This is a genomic window from Streptacidiphilus anmyonensis (genome assembly GCF_000787855.1).
Lineage (GTDB): Bacteria > Actinomycetota > Actinomycetes > Streptomycetales > Streptomycetaceae > Streptacidiphilus > Streptacidiphilus anmyonensis.
Genome location: NZ_BBPQ01000020.1, coordinates 69423 through 90295, shown reverse-complemented (window position 1 = coordinate 90295; position 20873 = coordinate 69423). Strand labels below are relative to the sequence as shown.

The following is a 20873-nucleotide window of genomic DNA, read 5'->3' as shown; positions in this document are numbered from 1 at the left end:
CCGTCTCGCGGACGCACCCCCCCGACCCACCCCGCACCCCCACCCGCCCCGCTCACGCAGGAGAACCGCCCATGGACTTCCGCTACACCCCCGAGCAGGCCGACCTGAAGCGCCGCGCCGCCGAGTACGCGCGCCTGCTGATGCAGTACGAGAACGAGTCCGAGCAGGCCGGCGGCCCGCTGCCGGCCGAGACCGTGCGGAAGCTGACCGGCGCCGCGATGGACGCGGGCGTCTACGCCATCAACATGCCGGTCGAGTTCGGCGGTCCCGGTCTGTCGCTGCTGGACCAGGTGATCGTCGAGGAGGAGTTCGGCAAGGTCACCAACTGCCTGTGGGACATCCCCTGGCGGCCGGCCAACGTGCTCGTGTACGGCACCGAGGCGCAGCGGGAGAAGTACCTGCTGCCGATCATCCGGGCGGAGAAGTTCGACGCCTTCGCGGTCACCGAGCCCGGCGCCGGATCCGACCCCTCCTCGGGGACCACCACCGCCACCCGCACCGAGGGCGGCTGGCTGCTCAACGGCGAGAAGTGGTTCGTCACCTGCGGCGACATCGCCGACTTCCTCGTCGTCCAGGCCGACGCCGGGCCGGAGCGGGCGGCCACGCTCTTCTTCGTCGACAAGCAGGCGCCGGGCGTGACGATGTCGCGCGTCCCGCGCTTCATGCACACCGCCGTCAATGGGCACCCCGAGTTCACCCTCGCCGATGTCTTCGTCGCCGACGAGGACGTGCTCGGCGAGGTCGGCCAGGGTTACGAGCTGACGAAGGAGTGGTTCACCGACGAGCGGCTGATGATCGCGGCCCGGACGGTCGGCGCGGCCGAGCGCGCGCTGGAGCTGGCCCGGGACTGGGCCGTGCGCCGTGAGCAGTTCGGACAGCCGATCGCCTCGTTCCAGCTGGTCCAGGGCATGCTCGCGGACTGCGCCGCAGAGATCGCGGTGCACCGCGCCTACACCCACCAGGTGGCGTGGGAGGCCGACCAGCCGGACACCGACCGCAAGACCCTGCACGCCAAGGCGTCCACCGCCAAGCTCGCCGCGAGCGAGGCCGCGGGACGGGTCGTCGACCGCTGCGTGCAGATCTTCGGCGGACGCGGCTACGACCGGGGCTACCCCGTCGAGCGGATGTACCGGGAGCTGCGGGTGGACCGGATCTGGGAGGGCACCTCCGAGATCCAGCGCCTGATCATCGCCAACGAGCTGATCAAGCGCGGCACCCGCGCGCTCCAACTGCCCACGCACTGACGTCTGCCCACGCACCGACGCCCCGCCATCCACCATCGCCTTTCAGCCGAGGAGCATCATGGACTTCCGCCTCACCCCCCGTCAGGCCGGCCTCAAGGCCAAGGCCCGGGAGTTGACGGACTTCATCACCAAGTACGAGCAGGACTGCGAGGAGAACAACGGCCTCCCGCGTGAGGCGCACGACGCCGTCCGGGAGGCCGTCCTGGACGCCGGCCTCCAGGCCGTCAACATGCCCGCAGAGTGGGGCGGCGCCGGGCTCACCATCCTGGAGCAGGCCGTCGTCCAGGAGGAGCTGGGCCGGCTCACCGGAGCGCTGTGGGACATGGTCTGGCGTCCCGCCAACGCCCTGCGCTTCTGCACCGAGGAGCAGCGCGAACGCTTCCTGGTGCCCGTCATCAAGGGCGAGCGGCGCGACTGCTACGCCGTCACCGAGCCGGGCGCCGGATCCGACCCGCAGAACCTCGCCACCACCGCGACGCGCACCGACGGCGGCTGGCTGATCAACGGCGAGAAGTGGTTCGTGACTGTGGGTGACCACGCGGACTTCCTGATCCTGCTGGCCGCAGCCGGGGAGGAGAAGGCGCCGACGCTGTTCCTGGTCGACAAGGACACCCCGGGCATCGAGATGACCCGTGTGCCGCGCTTCATGCACACCTTCGTCTACGAGCACCCCGAGTTCACCTTCACGGACGTCTTCGTCCCCGAGGACGCCGTGCTCGGCGGCCTCGGCAACGGCTACGACATCACCCGGTCCTGGTTCACCGAGGAGCGGCTGATGATCGCGGCCCGGACCATCGGCGCGGCCGAGCGCGGTCTGGAGCTGGCCCGGGACTGGGCGGTGGGCCGTGAGCAGTTCGGGCAGCCCATCGCCTCGTTCCAGCTGGTCCAGGGCATGCTCGCGGACAGTGCGGCGGACATCGCGGTGCACCGCGCCTACACCCACCAGGTGGCGTGGGAGGCCGACCAGCCGGACACCGACCGCAAGACCCTGCACGCCAAGGCCGCCATCGCGAAGCTCTCGGCCAGCGAGGCGTCAGGACGGGTCATCGACCGCTGCGTGCAGATCTTCGGCGGACGCGGCTACGACCGCAGCTACCCCGTCGAGCGTCTCTACCGGGAGCTGCGGGTGGACCGGATCTGGGAGGGCACCTCCGAGATCCAGCGCCTGATCATCGCCGGTGAGCTGGTCAAGCGGGGGACCGGGGTGTTGCAGCTGCCCGTCGAGGGCTGACCGCGGCGGCCGCCGGGGCCGCGCCGCACGCGCCCGCCTGGTGTGCCCGCCTCGGCATCCGGAACGCTCCGGATGCCGAGGCACGCGATCGGGGTTAGCTTCGGCTGTACTCGGCTCGCGACGCTGCGTGACCGAGCAGACGGATGAGACGACCGACGGACGAAGGAGTGCGGGCATGCCCGGCAAGTTCGAAGTGCACATGGACAGGCCGCAGGAGTACCGGTTCACGCTGAAGGCGGCGACGGGCGAGGTCATCGCCCTGAGCGAGGTCTTCGAGTCGCGTGAGGCCTGCGAGAAGAGCATCGAGGCGGTGCGCAAGCACGCCCCCTACGCCAAGCTGGTCGAGGCCGGCGCGGCCGTCGGCTGAGCAGGGGTCCGTTGTCGGTCCGGCGCCTTCGGCGACGGCCGCACTCTGCACGTCCACGCCACGGGCGAGGCCGCCGACGGCGCGCCTCGCCCGGTGGTGTTCTGGCACCACGGCACGCCCGGCACGGGGGAGCTGTGGTGCCGCTCTTCGCGGCCGCCGAGCGGCTGGGCCTGCGCTGGATCGCCCGCGACGGCGGCTGCGATCCCGGGCGGATCGGGGGGCTCTGTTGAGCGCTCGACTACTGCGCGTGTCGGGCTGGCGCTTCCGCGTGCGCGGACGGATAATTGGATCATGACGGGACAATCCGGGACATCGGTTCGGGTCTGGGTCAAGACCGAGATCGGGCCCCGCCATGTCGTCGCCCAGGCCCACGACGGACTGAACAACCCGATCGGCGAGGAGGTGGTGGTGACGGAGTCCCACGACCTCTACGAAATGGCGAGACGCTACGGAGTCACCCTGGACCACTTCGACTTCGAGGGCGACAGCGCCGACATCATCGAGTCCACGACCCCGCAGGCGGACGCGTAGTCGACGTGGTCGACGCGCAGCCACAAGCGGACGATGGGCCGTCAAATCGTTACCTCATGGGGCATTGTGGGGTTCTGACGTCCAGCACCATGGTTGACGCATGTTCGTCGACCTGGTGTCCAAACCCCGTACTCTCGCCCGAGCCGCACTGACCGTCGCCTATCTGGGACTGATGGTCATCATGACCGTCGTCGCCTGGCAGGGCGCCAAGGTCGACCTCTCGTCGGTCGGCCAGGTCTCCAGTGCGCTCGCGGCGGCCCTGCTCGGCGCCGCCATCAACCCCGGCGGCGCCAGGAAGTCCGCACAGGGGGTGTCGACCGCGCCCGTCGCGCCCGTCGCGCCGACAGAGCCGGTCGCACCGGTCGCCTCGGGGTGGGGGAAGGCCGGGGCGGACGCGTCCTGGGGGATCCAGGCGGTCGTCGGCTGCGCCGCGTTGCTGGTCACGGCGCTCGCCCTGGTCGTCGACGGAAGCGGTCACAGCAACGCTCCCGCCGCCTTCGTGGCCGTCGCGGCGGCCTTCAGTGCACTCTTCCTCGACACCAGCAGCGTCACCCACCCGCTGACCGACACCCCGGCTCCGGCGGGCGCCGCTGCTTCGACAGGTAGGGCGGTCGCGCAGCCCGTGGGTGCCGGAACCGCCGTGCGCGAGGCTGCCGCCGACGAAACCCCGGCTGCTGATCCCCCGGCGAGCGGTGGTCCTGCCGCGGCTGCGAGTGGGGAGGCGGCGGGCGCGGCTCAGAACGGAGGCAGGGCCACGGGCGGGGACCCGACTCCGAAGGCGCAGATCCCCGCCCAGTCCACCGGCAGCGCCGACGACGCCGAATCCCCGAACAGCTGACCTCGCGGTCGAGGCGGTCGGGTCCGTCGACCCGGCCGCGGCGGCCGACCGGTGGTCGGCGGGCCTGCCGACCCGTCAGCTCACGCCGTCAGTCCCCGAAGGCGGGGGCGTAGCGGATCGCGCCGCCCGGGACGGGGCGGCCCGGGTCGAGGGCCAGGGCGAGCATGGCCTCGTCCGGGACCTCGAACGGCGGCTTGATGCCGTACCCGGAGGCCGGGACGAAGCCGAAGCGCGGATAGTACGCCGGGTGGCCGAGCACCAGCACCAACTGCTCGCCGGCCGCGTGGGCGGTGTCCAGCAACGCGTGGATCATCGCGGTCCCCGCGCCGCGCCGTTGCCAGGCCGGCAGGACGGCGACGGGGGCCAGCGCCAGGGCCGGCACGCCCGACACATGGCACCGGGTCAGCAGGGCATGGCCGACGACCTCGCCGTCCGGCGCGGTGGCCACCACTGAGAATCCCGGAGCCCAGGCCGCGTGGTCCTGCCGGAGCGCGTCGACGAGATCTGCCTCGTTCGGGGTAGGGAAGGCTGCCAGATTGACGCGGCGGACCGCCGTGATCTCGGAGTCGTCCGGCGCCTCGGGCCGGACGGCCCAGGCGAACGCTGCGGAGCCGCTCAGGGCACCGGCGGAATCGCTCGGACGGTACGGCTGGTCAGGACCCTGCGGGGAGATCATTTGTGCCATGCCTCACCCTATACGCCGGGATGCGCCGCATACGCCGGATGTGTCGGCCTCGGCTCACCCGGCTGCCCGCGGTCGTGCAGCTCCGGCGGATCTACCCAGCCCGGCACGGGTCTTGAGCTCGGCCCAGATCACCTTGCCACCGCCGCTGGTGAACCGGGTGCCCCAGCGTTCCGCGAGCTGGGCGACCAGGAAGAGCCCTCGTCCCGCTTCGTCCTCGGAGCGCGCACGGCGCATCCGGGGCGAGACGCTGCTGCCGTCGGCGACCTCGCAGATCAGGCCGCGGTCGCGCAGCAGCCGGAGCTCCACCGGCCCGGTGGCGTGCCGGATCGCGTTCGTCACCAGCTCGCTGACCATCAGTTCGACCGTTCCCGCGAGCTCGCCCAGTCCCCAGGCGACCAGCCGTGCGCCCACCTGGGCCCGGAGCCCGGCGACGGCCGCGGGGTCGAGCGGCACCGGCCATCGCGCGACCATCTCGCCGCTCACGCCCCGCGTCCGGGCGATCAGCAACGCCACGTCGTCGCGTGGCCGCTCGGGTAACAGCGCCGACACGACGGCCGTGCACAGTGCCTCCGGCGTGCGGTCGCGGCCCGTTCGCGCGGTCGCGAGCGCCTCGGCGAGCCGGGCCAGGCCCACGTCGATGTCCTGACCGCGGTCCTCGATCAGGCCGTCCGTGTAGAGGACGATCTCGCTGGCTTCGGGCAGCGCGAACTCGACCGCCTCGAACGGCGTGTTGCCGAGGCCGAGCGGAGGCCCCGACGGCACCTCGGGGAACCCGACCGAGCCGTCCGGCAGTAGCAGGACGGGGGAGGGGTGACCGGCGCTGGCGAGGGTGCAGTGGTGGGTGACCGGGTCGTAGATGACGTAGAGACAGGTCGCACCGATGATGCCGATGCCGCCCAGCTCGCCCTCCTCCTGGTCCATCGCGTCGACGAGCGCGTCCAGATGGCCGAGCAGCTCCTCCGGCGGGAGGTCGAGCGCGGAGAAGTTGCGGACGGCCGTGCGTAACCGCCCCATCGTCGCGGCGGCGTGGATGCCGTGCCCGACCACGTCGCCGACGACCAGTGCGACGCGCGCCCCCGAGAGCGGGATCACGTCGAACCAGTCCCCGCCCACGCCCTCCTGGGCCGGCAGGTAGCGGTGCGCGACGTCGACCGCGGGCAGTTCGGGCAACGCCCGGGGCAACAGGCTGCGCTGCAGGGTCAGGGCGAGCGCGTGCTCACGTGTGTAGCGGCGGGCGTTGTCGAGGCAGACGGCGGCCCGGTGCGCCAACTCCTCGGCGAGCGTCATGTCGCCCCCACGGAAGGGGCCGGCGTCGACGGACCGGTAGAACGACGCCACCCCGAGCACCGTGCCCCGGGCCGAGAGCGGGACCGCGATCACCGCGCCCATGCGGTACTCCTCCAGGCCCGGCTCGGCCCGGACGACGCTCGTCGGCTCCTCGTCCAGCGCGGCCCGACCCGAGGCGAGCGCCCGCGCCTGCGCCGAGCCCAGGGCGTACCCCACCGGCTCACCCACCGGGAGCAGGGCTCCGCGCGCGCATATCGTCCGGGTGGCCGCACGCCGCAACGGCCCCGTGAGCTCACCCCTTGGCGCCCCGACGCCCTCGGGCACCCAGTCGGCGAGGTCGACGGCGGCGTACTGGGCGAACTCCGGCAGCGCCACCTCGGCCAACTCGCCCGCGGTCTGGCCCACGTCGAGGGTCGTGCCGATCCGGACCCCCGCCTCCCACAGCAGCGCGAGACGTGGCCGCGCCGCGACGCCTGCGCCGGCCGCCCCGCCACCCGTCCCCGCCGCGGAGAGGCATGGGTGCGCACCCGCATGTCCGTAGCCGTGGGAGACCACGGCCCGTGCTGCTCCGTCGTCTGTCGCGATCGCACCGTGCGGCGACCTGCCCGTGCCGATCGAGGACGGCGTCCCCCGACCCGGTGAGCTCCCCATGACGGCAACCTCCCCGCCCGGTCCCACCCGGGCCGGGCCCCTCCTGCCCTGCTGGCGAGCCGTGGCCGACTCCAGTTGCCGACGCTAGTCCTGTAGCCCCGGACCGGAAGGTTTTCTTGGGCCGACCACTCGAAGGAGTGAGAACAGATCGATTGCGCACGGGTGACCGGGCGGAGGCGAATACTGGCGTCCGTCTCGTCCTTCCGTCTCGACGGGCCCGAGCGCGGGGGCTCTTGTCGGCGGCGGCCGAGGCGAGGTAAATGGGAGAGGTGAGGACGGACGCGGGAGCCCAGCCAGCCGGAGCTCATCCTGTCGGGGCCCAACCTGTGGGAGCCCCACCGGTCGGGGCCGCCGGCGACGGACCGGGGCCCGGTGGATCGGTCGGGCTGCCCGACGCGTCGCAACTGCGGCGGCTCCGGCAGGAGTTGGAGCGAGCCTGGACGCGCTGGGGCGAGGCCGCATGCGCGGGTAGTGCTGCGGGGGACAGCCACCCAGGGGCCATCGCGGGCGGAGCGGTCGGCGGTGTCCCGACCGGCTACTCCCCGGTCGTCGGCTCAGCGACCGGCTACTCCCCGGGCTTCGGCTCACCGACCGGTGACTCCCCGGCCGCCGGGGCGCCCGGGGGCGGTGGCCGGCGAGGACGGTCCGGCCCGTGGCGCCCGAAGGCGGGCGGCGGGGCGTTGCGCACCGAGGTCGCCGAGTCGTGGGCGCGCAGCGGCGCGAGCGTGGACCGGGCCTGCGTCGAGGCCCCGGTCACCGACGCGGACGCGGCCCGCTCCCGCTGGGCCGACTCCCAACTGCGCCGTCCGGTCGGCGCGGTGGCGGAGGAGCTGCGCCGCATCACGGAGGATGCCGGCTTCGTCGCGGCCGTGACGGACGAGACCGGCACGATCCTGTGGACCTGCGGCGGCCGGCACATGCGCCATGCGGCCGAGCGGATCAACTTCGCTCCGGGCGGCCGCTGGGACGAGCAGGCGATGGGCACGAACGCCCTCTCGCTGGCCCTGCTGCGCGGGCAGGCGGCGACGGTGTTCTCGGCCGAGCACTACCTCTCGGCGCTGCACGGCTGGGTCTGCTACTGCGCGCCGATCCGCCACCCCGACGGGCGAGTCCTCGGCGTGTTGGACCTGTCGACGACCTGGGACCGCTCGCATCCCCTCGCGCTCTCCACCGTCCGCCTGCTCGCGGCCGGCATCGAGGAGCGGATCCGGGAGCAGGCGGGGTCGGTCACACCGTCGGCGGACCCCGAACTGTGCCTCACCGTGCTCGGCGAGAGCCCGCGTCTGGAGCGCGACGGGAGCGAGATACCGCTGCGCCCGCGGCAGTTGGAGATCCTCGCACTCCTGGCCCTGGAGCCGGAGGGTTTCACCCCCGAGCGCCTGCGCGACGCGCTCTACGGAGAGCGCCCCGTCTCGGCCTCCACGTTCAAGGCCGAGGTCTCCCACCTGCGCACCGCGCTGGGCGGCGGCATCGCCACCCGCCGCTATGCCCTGACCCGCCCGTTGGCCTGCGACGCGGCGCGGGTCGCCGCGGCCGTTGAACGCGGCGACGCACGCACGGCGCTCGCCGCCTACGCGGGCACGCTGCTCGCGCGCTCGGAGGCCCCGGGCGTCGTCGAGTGGCGCGAGCACCTCCACGTCGCCCTGCGCGAGGCCGTCCTCGCCTCCGTCGACCCGGCCCTGGCTCTCGCCTTCGGTCACCACGCCCGTTACGACATCGCCCTGCACCGCCACGCCCTGTCCCTCCTCGCCCCGGACGACGCCCGGCGGGGCCTCGCGGCGGCGCGGCTGCGCGCGGCCCTGGCCTGACCGGCGCGTGAAGGTCCCGACGTGTGAAGGCCCGGAAAGGACGAGGCGGTTCGTGCTACCTGATGACCGGGAGTACGGGGTCCTTCGTCCGTCCGGCCGCCGCCTCGATGAAGACGGTCGGGTCGACCACGTCCACCAGAAGGTCCCGCGTGGCCCGCAACGCCGCAGCGGGCGGAGGCGGGCCGCCCACGGCGGCGATCAGGTCGAGCAGGTGGACGGTCGCCTCCATGACGGCCACCTCGCGCAGCGCCTCCAGCGTGACCGTGCCGGCCGGATGCGCGAAGGCCGTGGTCCCAGGGAGCTCGGCGAGCTCGGCGACGGCCGCCGGTCCCGACTCGGTGAACCGCTTGACGAGTTCCTCGGGAGCCGCGCTCTCGGCGGTCTCGCGGGCTTGCGCGGCGACCATGTCCGCCGCAGCGTGTGCCACACCGCCGGGCTGATTGAAGATCCGCAGGATCTCGGCCCCGCCCGTGACCGTCGCGGGCCCTTCGACCACCGCGCCGCGCAGCCCGGCGAACATCGCCGGGTCGGGAGCCACATGGGCATACAACGCCCGCACCGACCACCCGGGCAGCCGTGTCGGTGCGGCCCACTCGTCCGGCTCCAACTCGGCCCCGCGCAGCGCCCAGGCTCCCCACAACTCGGCCAGCAGGTCGGCGGTCGACGTCATCTGAAGTTCCATCACATCCTCCTCGTCGGTCAGCCTACGAGACCGGCACCGCGGTCGATCCGACGACCCGTCACCGCGGAGCGCCTGAGGCCGTCCCAGCCGCACCCGACCCGAACCGTCCGTCTCGAAGGACCTGCCCTGGTGGTCCCGGCGGGTGTGAGCCCGCCGGGACGACCGGCCGCGGCCGGTCGGATCACGCCGTGGCGGTCGCTGCGTCGACGGAGCCCGTGTGCCAGGTGACGGCGTTGCCCGGCTGTTCCCGGGTGGTGCGGAACCCGTTGACCGGGTGGTCGGGGTCGGGATAGCCGAACGAGACGCCCGCCACCACGCGCCGGTCGGCCGGGATGCCGAGGTGGGCGTGGAGGAAGTCGGAGTAGGACGCGAGGGCGGCCTGCGGGGCGGCCGCCAGGCCGAGGCTCTGGGCGGCGAGCAGGAAGGTGTTCAGGTAGAGGCCGCAGTCGACGGCGCCGTAGACGCCGAGGTCGGCCTCGGTGGTGATGATCGCGACGTGCGGGGCGTCGAACAGCTCGAAGTTGCGCAGCATCTGACGTACGGTCCGGTCCACGTCGCCCTTGCTGATGCCGAGGCTGTCGTACAACTGGAAGCCGCACTCCCGACGGCGCTCCCGGTAGGCGCCGGTGTACTGGGCGGGGAAGGGGAAGTCGGGGGCGGTCGGCCCGCCCGCGTGGACGTGGGCGAGCAGCCGGGCGCGCAGGTCCTCGGTCGCGGCGCCCTCGGTGAGATGCACGTGCCAGGGCTGGGTGTTGCACCACGAGGGCGTGCGCTGGGCCAGCGCGAGCAGCCGCTCGATGGTGGCCCGGGGGACCGGATCGGGCCGGAACTGACGGCAGGTGTACCGGTCGGCCAGGATCCGGCGGAGCGCCTCGTACAGGCCCCCGGCGTCGCCGAGTCCACCGACTTCGCTGGTCTCACCGGTTCCGGGGCGGGTGCTGGTCGGGCTCACGGGGCGGGGCCTCCTCGGCGTGGTCTCGTTTCGGGATCGCACCCTAGCGATGCCGGTCTCGTTTTGGAACCGCGCGAGTAGGGTCGACGGGTGCGCTACGAAGACCTCGCCGATCTGCCCTGTTCGATCACCCGCCCGCTGGTGGTCCTCGGCGACCGCTGGACACTGCTGATCCTCAAGGCGTCGTTCGCCGGCGTCCGGCGCTTCAACGCCTTCCAGAGCGCGCTGGGCATCTCCCGCAGCCGGTTGCAGGACCGCCTCGCCCGGCTGGTGGACCACGGGATCCTCGCCCGGCGCCAGGCCGACGACGCCGACCACGTCGAATACCGCCTGACCCGCAAGGGCCACGACATCTACCCGATCCTCATGGCGATCCGCGACTGGGGGGACACCTACATGGCCCCGGACGGACCACCCGCGCACTACCGCCACCGCGACTGCACGGGCGAGGCCCACGTCAGGCTCACCTGCGACGCCTGTGGAACCGACGTCACCGCCCACGACATCGTGCCGGAGGCCGGCCCGGGCCTCTCCTGACCACCTGAGCGGTGCGGCGGGTGGACTGGGGCCGCCCGGCGCGCAGGCGGCCGGGGCGTTCGCTCCGGTCGCGCTCGTGCGCTGGTGGAATGCGCCTAAACGCCGTGTCAGTGGATGTCGGCCAACCGGAGTTGGATCTCCGCTTCATGCTAGGGTCTCTATGCGGAGTCCAATCTCCGGTTAGCCTTGCCCGCTGGAGAGACCTGAGACATGGCCAGAAACAAGAACCGACCGCACTACAACGTCACCTTCGCGGTGCTCGTGCTCGGCGTCGGCGCGTACGCGCTGCTGCAGTCGATGATCGTGCCGGTGCTGCCGACGCTGATCGAGCACCTGCACACCACCCAGTCCACCGCTACCTGGTTGATGATCGGGTACCTGCTGTCCGCCTCCGTCGCCACCCCGATCCTCGGGCGGATCGGCGACAAGGTCGGCAAGGAGCGGATGCTGGTCGCCACGTTGCTGGCGCTCACCCTCGGCTCCGCACTCGCGGGCGTCTCGAACAGCATCGGCCCGATGATCGTCGCCCGCGTGATCCAGGGGCTCGGCGGCGGCGTGCTGCCGCTGGCCTTCGGCATCATCCGGGACGAGTTCCCGGCCCACAAGGTGCGCGGCGCCGTCGGCACCACCGCCGCGCTCACCGCCGTCGGCGGCGGCATCGGCCTGGTCCTGGCCGGTCCCATCACCGACAACATGGACTACCACTGGCTGTTCTGGCTGCCCATGATCATGACCGGGCTGGCCACCGTCGCCACCTTCCTGTGCGTGCCGGAGTCCCCGGTGCGCACCCCCGGCCGGATCAGCTGGACCGCGGCGGGCCTGTTGTCCGCGTGGCTGGTGACGCTGCTGCTGGCCGTCAGCGAGGGCCCCGCCTGGGGCTGGGGCGGGGCCCGGGTGCTCGGCCTGTTCGCCGCCACCGTGGTCTTCGCCGCCCTGTGGATCCTGGTCGAGCTCCGCTCCGCCGAGCCGCTGATCGACATGCGGATGATGCGCATTCCCGCCGTCTGGACCGCCAACCTGGTGGCGCTGCTGTTCGGCGTCGGGATGTACACCACCATGACCTTCCTGCCGCAGCTGGTGCAGACCCCCGCCAAGCTGGCCGGGTACGGCTTCAGCGCCAGCGTCACCCAGTCCGGCCTCTACATGCTGCCGATGACGGTGGCCATGTTCGTGCTCGGCACCTGGACCGGCCGGCTCTCCGCCCGCTTCGGCTCCAAGGCCGTGCTGGTGGCGGGCAGCTTCGCGACCGTCCTCCCGTTCGTGCTGCTCGCGGTGGACCACTCCCACGTCTGGGAGCTCTACCTCGCGTCCAGCCTGCTGGGCATCGGCCTCGGCCTCGCCTTCTCCTCGATGTCGGCCATCGTGGTGGAGGCGGTGCCGGCCGAGCAGACCGGTGTGGCCAGCGGCATGAACGCCAACATCCGGACCATCGGCGGCGCTGTCGGCAGCGGCATCGGGGCCAGTATCCTGGCCTCCGGCGTCACCCCCGCCCACCCGTTCCCGCTGGACTCCGGCTACACCGACGTCTTCTGGCTGCTGACCGCGGGCGGCGTACTCGCCGCCGTCGCCAGTCTGCTGATCCCGACGGTCCGTCAGGCCGGGCGTACGGTGGTGACGGGCGAGCCGGTGGACAGCCGCGAGGCCGACGCGAACGCAGCACCACTGAACGGATGATCATGAACGACTCCCGGGGCCGGAACGCAGCAGCCACCACTGCCACCGCCACTGCCGACGCGAGCGCGGCCGCCACCGCGGCCGCCACCGGTTCGGCGGGCAAGGGACTTCGCCGCGACGCGGCGGAGAACCGGGCGCGGCTGCTGCGGGCCGCCTGGGAGGCGTTCGCCGAGCAGGGGCCGGACGCCGGAGTGGAGGAGATCGCCCGCCGCGCCGGCGTCGGCATGGGCACCCTCTACCGGCGCTTCCCCACCAAGGACGCGCTGATCAACGAGCTCAGCGAGGTGATCTTCGAGTCCATCCTGGAGCACGCCCGGATGTCCGCCGCGCTCGGCGCGGACCGCGCGCCCGGACAGCCCAGCGGGCTGGAGGAGTCGCTGTTCCACATGGGCGAGGTCATGGCCGGCCACCACGGGTGCCTCTCCCGTCTGTGGCAGGCGTCCCCGCCGCCCGACCAGGACGAGCGCCGCACCGAGCTGTGGCAACTCATGGACCGGATGCTGGACCAGGCGAAGGCCTCCGGCGACGTCCGGCCCGAGGTCACCCTCACCGACGTCTACCTGTCCGTGATCGCGCTGCGCAGCCTCGTCGACGACACCGCCGGCCAGGCCCCCGACCTGTGGCGGCGCTACCTGGAGGTCGTCCTGGCGGGCTTCCGCCCCGCCCCGGGCGCCCGCCCCCTGGCCTACCAGCCCGCCGACGACAGCCTCGTCCGCCACGGCCTGCCCAAGCGCCGTCACTGACTCGCCCGCCTCGGAGCGGCTCAGCATGGTCATGTACAGTGCTGCGCGCTGCGGGGGGTCGTCGGCGAAGACCGGCGGCGAGTGACGGCTGTCGTGCCCCGCGCACGAGCCGAGGGGGAACGCGTTGGCGCGATGGAGGCACCTGCCCGAAGACCTGGACGCGCTGACCGTCCGGTTCGTGGCGGAGCTCCGCCGGGTCAAGGACGGCAGCGGTTTGAGCCTGGCCCAGATCGCAGCCAAGACCGGTTACAGCACCTCGTCCTGGGACCGCTACCTGAACGGGCGGGCGCTGCCGCCCCGGGACGCGCTGGATGCGCTCTCCGCGGCGTTGGGCCAGGACGGCACGCGCCTGCTGGCCCTCCTGGAACTCGCCGAGGAGGCCCGGCCCCAGCCGCGCCAGCCGGAGCCGGAGCCGCAGCCGCCGTCGCCGTCGCCGTCGCCTGACGGTCCGCCGGCGACCGAAAGCGCGGACGCGCCGACGGATTCCGAGCCGCCCGAAGGACCTGGAGAGCCGGGAGAGCCCGAGGCGTCCGGGGCGCCCGGAGTGCCCTGGCTCTCCAGGGCCGCCTGGGTCGGGCGGCCACGCTGGCGCCAGCTCGCGACCGCAGGCGTCGCCGCGCTCGCGGGTGCGGCGCTGACCTGGTTGACCGTCCACCCGGCTCAGGCGTCCCTCGCGTGCCCACCGCCGGCAGCCGCGGCGGTGTCCAAGAGGACGCTGTTCACCTGCAGTTACGTCGAGAAGGACGGGCTGTGGTACGCGGGGAACAGCACGACCCGAACCCACCCGCTCGTGGTCGACATGTCCGGTCCGGACGTGGCCGAACTGCAGTGCCTGATGCAGCGCATCGGCGACAGTCCGGGCGGGATCGACGGCAACTTCGGGCCGCTGACGGAGGCCGCGGTGATCAAAGCGCAGAAGGCCCTCCATCTGGACGTCGACGGGCAGGTGGGCCCCCTGACCTGGGCGGCTCTGCGCGGATGAGCCAGGTTCCGCCCGAGTGCGCGCGGCTGGCGGCCGAGCTGCGCGCCCTGCAGCAGCGCTGTTCCCTCTCGCTGGCTGCGCTCTCGCAGGAGACGTCGTTCAGCAAGTCGTCCTGGCACCGCTATCTGAACGCCCGAGCGCTTCCCCCGTGGCATGCGGTGAGGGCGCTCTCACGGCTCGCGGACGAGCCGGAGACGCGGATGCGCGTCCTGTGGGAGCTCGCCGAGGCCGCCTGGAGCGGCCGCGCCGCCGTCGGCCCGAAGCCGTCACCGACTGCCGAGCTCGACGCCCCCGCGAGGGCGACCCTGCGCGGCCCTTCCGTCGTCGCGCCCGGGGAGACCGAAGGCGTCGGCGCCGCCCCCGACCGAGGCCCGGTGGGCCCGACCGGCAGCGGTCAGGAGCGCCGACGCCTTCGTCCCGGTGCGGCGCTGCTGACCGCTGCCGCCGTGGGCGGGCTCGCCGCCTCCCTGCTCGCGGGCGGCCAGTCCGCCGCTCAGCGGGCCCCGCAGGCGAGCGCCACGGGCTTCCACGTCGGCTGTCACGGCAGGAGCTGCACCGGTCTCGACCCCGGCGTGGCCCTGTGCGGAGTGGAACCGGACACGCTGGTGCATCAGACGACCCCGGCCGGGGCGGGGCTGGAGATCCGGTACAACACCTCCTGCGACGCGGCCTGGGCCAGGGTCTGGAACACGCAACTGGGCGACAGGCTCACCCTCTCCGAACCCGGCATGCCCGCGCAGGCCGTCACCGTCCAGGACCGCAGCCTGCTCGACGCGTTCGTGTACACCCCGCTGCTCGCCGTCACCGGTCCACTGACCGCCTGCCTCTCGACGCCGACCGGCCGACGCACCTGCTACTCGACGCCGCGACCGTAAGCCGCGTAAGCGTCGTCGTCATCCCCTGGCCCCGCGGGCCGGCCGCGGCGGTCCGTCGCGCGGGAGCGTCCCGCACCTGCCGCAGTCCGGCTGACATACACGCAGGTCAGGGCGGGTCCCGTGCCGGGACTGCATCAGATCCCAGGCCGGTCTGGACGCACCTCGGAGCCCCGCCGAAAGATCCTCGGCAGCGGCGTCGACGACCGCCTCCCGCTCCGGAAGGGCCGGGATCGCAGCACCGGACGGAACCCTGGCGTCGCCATCCCGTCCGGTCGTCAGAAGGGTTGATGTGCAGATGAGTTCTTCCTCCCGAAGCGGGGCGCGCCTCGCCAAGGTCGCCAAGATCGCCGCGGTGGGCGCGGTCCTCGTGGGCACCACGCTCGGGTTCACCGGCACCGCCTCGGCCAACGGCCTGGTGACCTGGACCAACAAGGCCACCGGCGATTCCCTCGCGTACGGCACGAACTGCGGCTGCGTCTACACCGGTTCCGGCGCGGACAACACCCCGTACGGCGAGTGGTACGACTACCAGCAGCCGAACGGCACCTGGATCGAGGCGAACGACGGCGAGGACGGCAACTGGTGCCTCGACAGCAACACCCAGTGGGACGGCGGCAAGGAGGGCAACGTCTACCTGACCTCCTGCAACCCGCCCACCCCCACCAACACCTACCAGCACTGGTACGAGATCTCCACCACCAACGGGTGGGCCCTGCGCTCCCAGCAGACCGGCCTCTACCTCGACGGCGGCAACGGCCCGGCCGGCACCGGCGTCTACACCAATGCCGCGTACGGCCTGAGCAACAACTACCAGCACTGGACCTGACGCTCCGCACTCCGTAGCCGCACCGGGGTCCTTCCCCGGTGCGGCCGGGCAGAGGTCCGGACCTGCTCCCGGGCCGGGGGCACGCGCCCCGGCCCGGGGCAGGTCCGCCGCAGTGGCGCGAAGCGCCCCGCCGCGCTGCCCCTACTCCGCCGCGCCCCACGCTGCCGTCCTGCCCCGCCTGCGATGCCACGCCTGCGATGCCCCGCCTGCGATGCCGCGCCGCGGCAGGCGGCTGCGGCGCGCACCGCCCGATACCCGTGTGCGCGGTGCCCGCGTGCCCTCACCAACAGCCCCAGGAGCCTGCCGAGATGACGAACGACCTCACCGACCCTCCGCGAACGGAAGAGGCCGTCCGACGGCCGTTTCGCCGCAGGGCCGCCCTGATCGCTCTCGGGGTCGTCGCGGCCGGGGCCGTCGTCCTGGCCCGCCTCGACCAGGCCCCGGCTCCCTCCGCGACCCAACTGAGCGCCTTCACGGTCAGCCCGCCCGCCGGAGTGACCGTGACCTACCGGGCCGACGGCGGAGAGCTGCTGTCGGACGGGTCGATGATCCTGCCCCTGGACGCCTACGACGCCTACGCCACCGCGAGTGACGAGCACGCCGTCTTCGAGGCCGCCACCCACATCGAACAGTCCTGCATGCACGCCCAGGGGCTCACCCTGCCGACCGGCTGGGGCGGCAACTACCTGCCCACCCCCGCACCCCCGTTGATCTACTACGGGGTCAACACCATGACGGACGCGCGGCAGTTCGGCTACCGCATGCCCGGGAGCGCGTCCGCGCCGAGCGCGCAGCCAGAGGTCCCGCAGACGGTCGTCCACGCCTTCAACGGGTGTGCGGGCAAGGCCTACCTCATGCTCGACATCACGCAGGCCAACGACGCCGGCTCCACGCTGGAGAACCTCCGCTCCCACACCCTGGACCAGGTCTTCGCCGACCCCCGCCTCCGCGACGCGAACGCGGCGTGGAGCACCTGCATGAAGGCGGCGGGATACGACTACCCCAACCCCCTCGCCCCCCAGCACGACCGAAGCCTCCTCGGCCGCGGACTGCCCGTCCCGAAGGGCGCGACCCTCCCGCCGCCCTCCCCCTACGAGAAGCACGCCGCCGAAACCGACGTCACCTGCAAAGCCAAGACCGACTACCTCCAGACCTTCACCATGCTCTGGGCCGGTTACCAGCGCCAGGCCATCACGAAGAGCACCGCCCAGCTGGGGCACGTCCTCAGCGACTGGTCCACCGTCCTCCAACTCGCCCGCGCCCACCAGACCCCCTGACGCCGCGGAGGAGTTGCGCGGACCGGGCGTGTTCGCGAGGGCCGATCCAGGCCAGATCCTGACGCCCGGGCCTGAGCGGGACCCCCGCCGGCGCGGACGGCGGGACCGCTCGGTGGAGGGTGTCGACGGCGTTCGCCGGCGCCTTCACCTGCCGCTTGTCGAGGGAACGACCACGCAGAGGCGTCCCGCTCAGCCGGGACATCACGATCGTGGGCCCGTCGGCAGACGGCCCCGACCGCAGGGGCTCGGCAGGCAGGCCGGGAGCGTAGGTGTCGAGCAGGGTCAGAGCGCGCCACTCGCGCTGCTCCCACCGCTCACGGTCCTTGTCGCGGTTGCCAGGACGGTGTGCGGCTGCACCGGCGCGCTGGCGCTGTCCCACGACCCGACCGGCGTACTAACCTCTGCTCGAACGCTGTCGCCGACACGGGGGTGGATGTGGCGATCGAGCTGCCGGGAGTGGTGGCCGACTTCCTGAACTTCATCGGGATCAAGTGGCCGCAGGTCAACGAGGACAGCGTGCGGGACTTCGCCGGGCATGTGCGGACCTTCGCCGCGGGGATCGAGGGCACGCACCAGGACGCGACGGCGACCCTGAAGGCCATGAACTCGGCCTACCAGGCCAACTCGTACGACCTGCTGGTCTCCAAGTGGGCCCACCTGTCGCAGGGTCACATGCAGGACCTGCTGGACGCCTGCTCCGTCCTGGCCGACGCGCTGGACGCGGCCGCGGACTACATCGTCGCGATGAAGCTCGAGTGCATCGGCGAACTCGCCGTCATGGCGGCGTCGTTCGTCGCCGACCAGGCTGCCGCCGTGGCCACGCTGGGGCTGGCCGAGGCGGCCGAGGTGGCCATCGTCGAGGGTGCGAAGAAGCTGGTCGAGTTCCTCAAGCAGGAGCTGATCCAGTACCTCGTCGGCCAGGTCATCAACGCGGCGCTGACGCCGCTCCTCGGCGTCGTGGAGAGGGCCGTCGCCGGCATGAGCTACAAGGCGCTGGAGGACATGCTCGGCGTGTCCGGCGGCGGCGCGGGCGAGGGCTTCATGGTCCACCCGGACCAACTCCGGGAGCACGCCGCGGCCTTCACGGGCCACGCGGAGATGGTCCGGATGCACGCGCAGACCTTCTCCACGAACATGGCGGGGGTGAGCTTCTCGTGAGCGACCCGCTGGTCCAACCCCTGGAACACACCGCCGAGAAGGCCGGCAAGGCCCTGGGCGAGGACATGGCGCACGCCCTCGGCGGGGTCTACGAGGAGACCGCGCAGAATGTCCACACGGTCGCGCAGAACGTCGAGGAGAACGAGAAGAAGCTCGTCCGCAAGTACTTCATCGACGACGAGGGGAACGTCAAGGAGATCGTCGACGGCAAGCTCCAGTCGATCAAGGCCGACGACGCGTCAGGCATCAAGGGCATCCTCGAGGACGGCCGGCAGCCCGACGGCGTCAAGACGCTCACCGACGAGGAGCGCAAGGAGCTGAGCGCCAAGAAGTCGGACTGGAAGAAGAAGGGCCGGGCGGAGGAGGACTGGAAGGAGTCGGAGAAGCTCACGGAGCCGACCGAGCTCTCCAAGGCGGTGGAGGAAGCCCGCCGCGCCCAGAAGGACGGCGCCGGCGACTACGGCGGCACCAACTACGCCGCCCTGCACTACGCCTCCGAGGACGGCAAGCAGGAGTTCATCCTGGTCGGCCGCAGCAGTGGCGAGCGCAGCCACTCCGAGCGCTCCATCGGCTACCCGATGGTCCACAACGGCAAACAGTTCCGCGTGGACGAGCTCTACACCGAACGTCGGCCCTGCCAGAAGGGCTCGACCTGCGATCGGTGGCTCAACATGCACATGTACGACCCGGCCAAGAACCCGGACCTCCGGATCACCCACGGTGTGCAGTACGACAGCAGCATCAAGGATCCGGTCGTCCGCAACGAGCCGTTCGGACGCTACATCAGCCAACTCCAGGCGGACCACGCGGCGTCCCCGCCCCACTACGGTGGGACCGCCGGGTCGCAGGACTTCGACACGGCCCCGCCCACACCATGACGCCCACCGGAACCAGCAAGGCTGCGGTACGACAGGAGAACCCGTGCTCTTCCCCCTGACGTCGGACGACCTCACCTCCGCGCTCCCGCCGGGGCAGGTGGCGCGGACCGAGCGGTCGGCGGCCGCTGAGGTGATCGCGGATGCGGACGCGGTCGCGTTCCTCAGTGAGGTGGGCGTCCCGTGGTGCAGCGGTGTGTTCCACCTGGGCGCCTCGCTCGCTGCGGCGGCGACGCCCGACCGGCTGGTGTCGGAGCGGGGCAGCCTGCCGATGGTGATCGACACGCCGCTCGGTGAACTCGGCTCACTGGGGGCGCTCCAGTACACGCTGGTGTACGTGCGCCGCGAGGACGGCGTCGTCTTTGCGAGCTCCGAGGACGCCGACGAGGGGTACGAGCGGATCCACTCGGACGTCTCGTCGCTCTCGCAGCTCCTGCTGCTGGTCGAGTCGAAGTCGCCCGACCCCGACCTTCCCTACGCGGAGGCGCTGCCGCTGTACGCGCGGGCCGCCGCGGAGATCGAGGCGGAGATCAGCGCGGTCGACCCCGCGCCCTTCGCCGACCCGGACGGGTTCTGGACCGGTTTCCTCGACTCCTTCGGCAGCGGCATGTACCCCCGCAAGCCGCGGTAGCGCCGACCGAAGCCGGCGCGCCACCTGCCGGTCGGCGCCTCGGCGGCCACGGTAGCGTTGCTCGAAACGTCCCGACGTCCCGACGTCGCACGGAACCCGGAAGGAACCGACATGAGCACCGATCCCCGCCGTGCGCTGGTGGAGCGCTTCGGCGTGCAGGGGCTGCGTCGGCTGGCGTGGCCGGCCGAGGCCGGGCCGGTCGGGGTCGGGTTCGCCGCGGTGGCCGAGGTCGGGGTGCCGGTGCAGGTCGGGCGGTACTTCAGCGCACCCGACGCGGCGGATGCCGTGGGTGGGACCGGCGCGGATGCGCAGTCCGCGCCGCTCACGGCGGAGGCGCGGCCGGTGCTCGGGTACGACGGGCCCGTCGAGCTCTATGTGACCTCCGACGGCGGGGTGCGCGGGAGCTTCGACGGCTACGCGCTGCCGGAGATGCCGGTGAACAGCAGTGTGGATCGGCTCCTCCTCTGCCTCACCGCGCTGGACAAGGCCATGCCGCTCATCGCCGGGGCCGAGGACCAGGGCGGGGCTCTGGCCGTCTACCGCGAGCTGCGCGCCGAGCTGATGAGCGTCGACGAGGAGGCGTTCGCCGACCGCGAGGGCTGGTGGCCCCGGATCCTGGACGATCTGCGGCACCCGCTCAACGTCCGTTCCTCGGCTGCGATCGGCTATCAGGACGCCGACGGCCAGGAGCAGATCCTGGTGGCGACGACGGGCCCCGGTTTGCCGCACGCCGAGGAGATCGCCTGGGACCGGCTCGCCGCGGCCGGTGTGCCGGGGGAGGCGGTCACCAGCGTGTTCACCGAGCTCCAGGCCTGCTTCATGCCCGGTCACTGGTGTGCGTTGTGGATGTCGGCGGAGTTCCCACAGGCACGGCTGACGCACCGCTTCGACTACGGCCGCGACGCCGAGTCCCGCGAGGCGGGCGTGAAGGCGCTGATGATGCACATCCTCGAACAGGACTGACGGACAGAAGAGCCGCAGGCTCAGGACGGCGGCTCGGGGCGAGGGCTACGGGGCGC

Annotated in this window: 21 protein-coding genes; 17 read left to right on the top strand and 4 right to left on the bottom strand. The window is 72.4% G+C overall.

Going from position 1 to position 20873, the window contains the following annotated elements:
• The first annotated feature begins 71 nt into the window (after positions 1 to 71).
• The 5 genes from TR50_RS19400 to TR50_RS46800 all read left to right on the top strand — a co-directional run bounded on the left by TR50_RS19400 (position 72) and on the right by TR50_RS46800 (position 4211).
• Entirely contained in the window at positions 72 to 1244 is a 1173-nt protein-coding gene (locus TR50_RS19400) for an acyl-CoA dehydrogenase family protein (protein WP_042422682.1), read from the top strand.
• Between the two features lie 58 nt (positions 1245 to 1302).
• Entirely contained in the window at positions 1303 to 2475 is a 1173-nt protein-coding gene (locus TR50_RS19395; RefSeq protein WP_042422677.1) for an acyl-CoA dehydrogenase family protein, read from the top strand.
• Between the two features lie 175 nt (positions 2476 to 2650).
• The gene (locus TR50_RS19390; protein ID WP_042422674.1) at positions 2651 to 2842 is read left to right on the top strand and encodes a YegP family protein; all 192 of its coding nucleotides are present in this window, start codon (positions 2651 to 2653) and stop codon (positions 2840 to 2842) included.
• A 291-nt stretch (positions 2843 to 3133) separates the two neighbouring features.
• Positions 3134 to 3373, top strand: a complete 240-nt coding sequence (locus TR50_RS19385; RefSeq protein WP_042422671.1) for a hypothetical protein — start codon at positions 3134 to 3136, stop codon at positions 3371 to 3373.
• Between the two features lie 100 nt (positions 3374 to 3473).
• Positions 3474 to 4211 carry a hypothetical protein gene (locus tag TR50_RS46800; protein WP_042422667.1) on the top strand — a complete coding sequence of 246 codons (738 nt, stop codon included), beginning with the start codon at positions 3474 to 3476 and terminating at the stop codon, positions 4209 to 4211.
• A gap of 88 nt (positions 4212 to 4299) precedes the next feature.
• On the opposite strand, the gene TR50_RS19375 is transcribed toward TR50_RS46800, so the two are convergent.
• Together TR50_RS19375 and TR50_RS19370 are read right to left on the bottom strand one after the other, a co-directional pair.
• A complete protein-coding gene (locus TR50_RS19375; RefSeq protein ID WP_084700564.1) occupies positions 4300 to 4887 on the bottom strand; it encodes a GNAT family N-acetyltransferase in 588 nt (195 codons plus the stop codon).
• Between the two features lie 63 nt (positions 4888 to 4950).
• Positions 4951 to 6738, bottom strand: coding sequence for an ATP-binding SpoIIE family protein phosphatase (locus TR50_RS19370; RefSeq protein WP_063775104.1), 1788 nt, complete (start codon positions 6736 to 6738; stop codon positions 4951 to 4953).
• Between the two features lie 776 nt (positions 6739 to 7514).
• On the opposite strand from TR50_RS19370, the gene TR50_RS19365 reads away from it, so the two are divergent.
• Entirely contained in the window at positions 7515 to 8642 is a 1128-nt protein-coding gene (locus tag TR50_RS19365) for a GAF domain-containing protein (RefSeq protein ID WP_042422664.1), read from the top strand.
• Between the two features lie 55 nt (positions 8643 to 8697).
• On the opposite strand, the gene TR50_RS19360 is transcribed toward TR50_RS19365, so the two are convergent.
• Together TR50_RS19360 and TR50_RS19355 are read right to left on the bottom strand one after the other, a co-directional pair.
• Positions 8698 to 9324, bottom strand: a complete 627-nt coding sequence (locus TR50_RS19360) for a maleylpyruvate isomerase N-terminal domain-containing protein (RefSeq protein WP_052441107.1) — start codon at positions 9322 to 9324, stop codon at positions 8698 to 8700.
• Between the two features lie 181 nt (positions 9325 to 9505).
• The gene (locus TR50_RS19355; protein ID WP_236654488.1) at positions 9506 to 10276 is read right to left on the bottom strand and encodes a nitroreductase; all 771 of its coding nucleotides are present in this window, start codon (positions 10274 to 10276) and stop codon (positions 9506 to 9508) included.
• Positions 10277 to 10366: 90 nt separating this feature from the next.
• On the opposite strand from TR50_RS19355, the gene TR50_RS19350 reads away from it, so the two are divergent.
• The 11 genes from TR50_RS19350 to TR50_RS19300 all read left to right on the top strand — a co-directional run bounded on the left by TR50_RS19350 (position 10367) and on the right by TR50_RS19300 (position 20817).
• Positions 10367 to 10813, top strand: coding sequence for a winged helix-turn-helix transcriptional regulator (locus TR50_RS19350; RefSeq protein WP_042422661.1), 447 nt, complete (start codon positions 10367 to 10369; stop codon positions 10811 to 10813).
• Between the two features lie 210 nt (positions 10814 to 11023).
• Positions 11024 to 12487 (top strand): MFS transporter, encoded by a 1464-nt coding sequence (locus TR50_RS19345; RefSeq protein WP_042422659.1) that lies wholly within the window; start codon positions 11024 to 11026, stop codon positions 12485 to 12487.
• Between the two features lie 2 nt (positions 12488 to 12489).
• Positions 12490 to 13230: a TetR/AcrR family transcriptional regulator gene (locus tag TR50_RS19340; protein ID WP_052441106.1), complete on the top strand. Its 741-nt coding sequence runs from the start codon at positions 12490 to 12492 to the stop codon at positions 13228 to 13230.
• 124 nt (positions 13231 to 13354) lie between these two features.
• On the top strand, positions 13355 to 14212 hold the full coding sequence (locus TR50_RS19335) for a peptidoglycan-binding protein (RefSeq protein WP_052441105.1): 858 nt from the start codon (positions 13355 to 13357) through the stop codon (positions 14210 to 14212).
• Positions 14209 to 15087, top strand: a complete 879-nt coding sequence (locus TR50_RS19330) for a helix-turn-helix domain-containing protein (RefSeq protein WP_042422656.1) — start codon at positions 14209 to 14211, stop codon at positions 15085 to 15087. The genes TR50_RS19335 and TR50_RS19330 overlap by 4 nt, the downstream gene beginning before the upstream one ends.
• Positions 15088 to 15382: 295 nt before the next feature.
• On the top strand, positions 15383 to 15913 hold the full coding sequence (locus TR50_RS19325; RefSeq protein WP_042422653.1) for a ricin-type beta-trefoil lectin domain protein: 531 nt from the start codon (positions 15383 to 15385) through the stop codon (positions 15911 to 15913).
• A gap of 308 nt (positions 15914 to 16221) precedes the next feature.
• Entirely contained in the window at positions 16222 to 17190 is a 969-nt protein-coding gene (locus TR50_RS19320) for a hypothetical protein (RefSeq protein WP_042422650.1), read from the top strand.
• 435 nt (positions 17191 to 17625) lie between these two features.
• Entirely contained in the window at positions 17626 to 18348 is a 723-nt protein-coding gene (locus tag TR50_RS19315; RefSeq protein ID WP_042422647.1) for a WXG100-like domain-containing protein, read from the top strand.
• Entirely contained in the window at positions 18345 to 19226 is an 882-nt protein-coding gene (locus tag TR50_RS19310) for a nucleic acid/nucleotide deaminase domain-containing protein (protein WP_042422643.1), read from the top strand. The genes TR50_RS19315 and TR50_RS19310 overlap by 4 nt, the downstream gene beginning before the upstream one ends.
• A 43-nt stretch (positions 19227 to 19269) precedes the next feature.
• Positions 19270 to 19854: an SUKH-4 family immunity protein gene (locus TR50_RS46795; protein ID WP_042422641.1), complete on the top strand. Its 585-nt coding sequence runs from the start codon at positions 19270 to 19272 to the stop codon at positions 19852 to 19854.
• A 111-nt stretch (positions 19855 to 19965) separates the two neighbouring features.
• The gene (locus TR50_RS19300) at positions 19966 to 20817 is read left to right on the top strand and encodes a nucleic acid/nucleotide deaminase domain-containing protein (protein WP_042422638.1); all 852 of its coding nucleotides are present in this window, start codon (positions 19966 to 19968) and stop codon (positions 20815 to 20817) included.
• Positions 20818 to 20873: the final 56 nt, after the last annotated feature.